The sequence below is a fragment of the Brasilonema bromeliae SPC951 genome, from assembly GCF_012912135.1.
Classification (GTDB): Bacteria; Cyanobacteriota; Cyanobacteriia; order Cyanobacteriales; family Nostocaceae; genus Brasilonema; species Brasilonema bromeliae.
On sequence record NZ_QMEB01000392.1, the window covers coordinates 1 to 2,253 of the forward strand.

The window sequence follows — 2,253 nt, forward strand, 5'->3', positions numbered from 1 at the left end:
GAAGTATACTTATCATTTTTCTACATGAAAAGTTTTGTTTGTCAATTAAGTTTAATTATGATTTGATAAAAAAAATCATTTGTTGTTATTTATTCGTTTTAGACTGGTAACAAATAACTAACTCTAGCTTACTTGTCAGGAAAGACACAAACTGTAGTTAAATCTCATAAGTTTCATTTGTCTAGTCAATCGGTTTTGCATCCTCATAAGGAGTATCAGTCGAAATTTGTACAATTATGCGACTAACTTTGAAAATTTTTGAGAAATTACCCATATATCCCAAGCTAGATATTTGTCTGTATAAAATAACAAGAAGATAAAAAACTCCTTATTTCTATCGGTGGATGCAAGTTTGATAAAATATCATCTATCTTTGGTTTTGGAAAATAAAAAAAACAATCTGCAAATTGTCAGAGTTTGACAGATGCAATTCCCTAGAGTAGCGAGTGTAACTATGAGTGAAATTAGTATTGTTTTAATTGAGGATCATGACCTGACTAGAATGGGGCTAAAGGCTGCATTACAGTCGAGCAGCACACTTAGAGTGATTGGTGAAGCACCAAACGGAACGAAAGGACTAAAACTTTTGGAAACAGCTAAGCCAGATGTAGCTGTTGTGGATCTTGGTTTGCCCGATATTGATGGGATTGAACTCACCCGAAGATTTAGAGAGTTCCAAAAACAGACGGGTGATTCAGCAACGAAAATCCTTGTTTTAACCATGGATCATTCAGAGGATGCAGTACTTGCTGCTTTTGCAGCCGGAGCTGACTCCTATTATATGAAGGATACAAGCATTGATAAGTTGACGGAAGCAATTCAAGCAACTCATACAGGAAACTCCTGGATTGATCCGGCGATCGCCAACGTAGTATTGCAGCAAATGCGGCAAGGTATTCCAGAAACTCAGCAATCTGATCAGCCTAAAACTGTCAAAATCGAAGCGCTGCCATCAGAGTACGAGCAAGTTTTGGAAACTTATCCACTCACACAACGAGAACTAGAGATTCTAGAGTTGATTGTAGCAGGATGTAGTAACGGACAGATTGCTGAGAGACTATACATCACAGTTGGTACCGTTAAAACTCACGTTCGCAACATCCTAAATAAACTTTGTGCCGATGATCGTACCCAAGCTGCTGTTCGAGCTTTACGTTCCGGCTTAGTAGCGTAAACCATATGCGTATTTGGATTGAGTCTGGTCAGTTATCACATTAGCCCAATCTAAATCACACACTCAGCACCCTACTCTCAAGAGGAAATGCACTGTAGAGTTTTGCCAATCCCAGTCACAATCTGAGCACAGATTGAATGATTAACAACAGGTCCAACACTCTACAGGTCTACCGAAATTATTCGCCGCAGTGCCCCTAGCTTCTAGCTATGGGGGTGTAGCGGCAGGGGAATTTATTCCCCGTCCTAAAAACCATCCTGACGATTATTAGAATTGCTGTAGGCCGAACGCAAGCTTAAATTGCTGCAACAGCGCGTTTCCAGAAAACGTATTGGCTCGAATAATTGGCACAAAGCACAAAAGAAAGTTGCTTTATTGCATGAGTACGTTGCCAACAGTCGTAAAGACTTTCATAGAAAGCTGTCTCATCAAATCTGTAACGATGCGGGAATGGTATTTGTTGAAGATTTAAACCTTGTCGCGTTATCTCGTGGAATGTTAAGTAAACATTGCCTAGATGCCGGATTTGGTCAGTTCTTCAACATTCTTGAACAAACTTGTTTCAAACGCGATGTCTATTTTCAGAAAGTAGATGCACGAAAAACAAGTCAGATTTGCCCAAACTGCGGAACCGAGACAGGTAAAAAAGAATTGTCAGAGCGTACTCATGTTTGTTCACATTGCGGCTATACAACCGATAGAGACGTTGCAGCCGCTCAAATAGTCGCAATACGCGGACTTGCAGCCGTAGGGCATACGGTCAAGATGCGCGGCTTCGGGTAAATTCATTGGAATCCCCGTGACGCAAGAATCCCCTTGCCTTTAGGCATGGGGAGTGTCAATTTGCACTTCCTCTAACGTGCGTGCTAGGTTTCATATCAGTCATCCGAACAGTTTCTTGAGTGGTGAAACAATCCAACTCTTGAAGTTTTGCAAAAATTCTTTGAAATTAAAAAGAGCTAAAGCTCTACAGTCCACAATTAGGTTGTGCTGCTCTTTAAGAAATAAGAAATAGATATTGTGTCTTAACTCACATCTTGCACCTGGAAATATGGATGTCAAAACCAAAACTACGTGCA

Annotated in this window: 3 protein-coding genes; 2 read left to right on the forward strand and 1 reads right to left on the reverse strand. The window is 40.3% G+C overall.

Annotated features, from left to right (window positions below; translation table 11 throughout):
• The first annotated feature begins 454 nt into the window (after window positions 1-454).
• Window positions 455-1,174: a response regulator gene (locus tag DP116_RS27940; RefSeq protein WP_169158210.1), complete on the forward strand. Its 720-nt coding sequence runs from the start codon at window positions 455-457 to the stop codon at window positions 1,172-1,174.
• Between the two features lie 300 nt (window positions 1,175-1,474).
• Entirely contained in the window at window positions 1,475-1,957 is a 483-nt protein-coding gene (locus DP116_RS27945) for an RNA-guided endonuclease InsQ/TnpB family protein (protein WP_246275837.1), read from the forward strand.
• A gap of 99 nt (window positions 1,958-2,056) precedes the next feature.
• On the opposite strand, the gene DP116_RS28810 is transcribed toward DP116_RS27945, so the two are convergent.
• Window positions 2,057-2,253: hypothetical protein (locus DP116_RS28810; protein ID WP_211173562.1), on the reverse strand; the 197-nt coding region annotated here is incomplete at its 5' end.

Excerpts from the sequence above, each read along its gene's own strand:
- DP116_RS27940 (WP_169158210.1), top strand. The coding sequence starts at position 455 with ATGAGTGAAATTAGTATTGTTTTAATTGAGGATCATGACCTGACTAGA.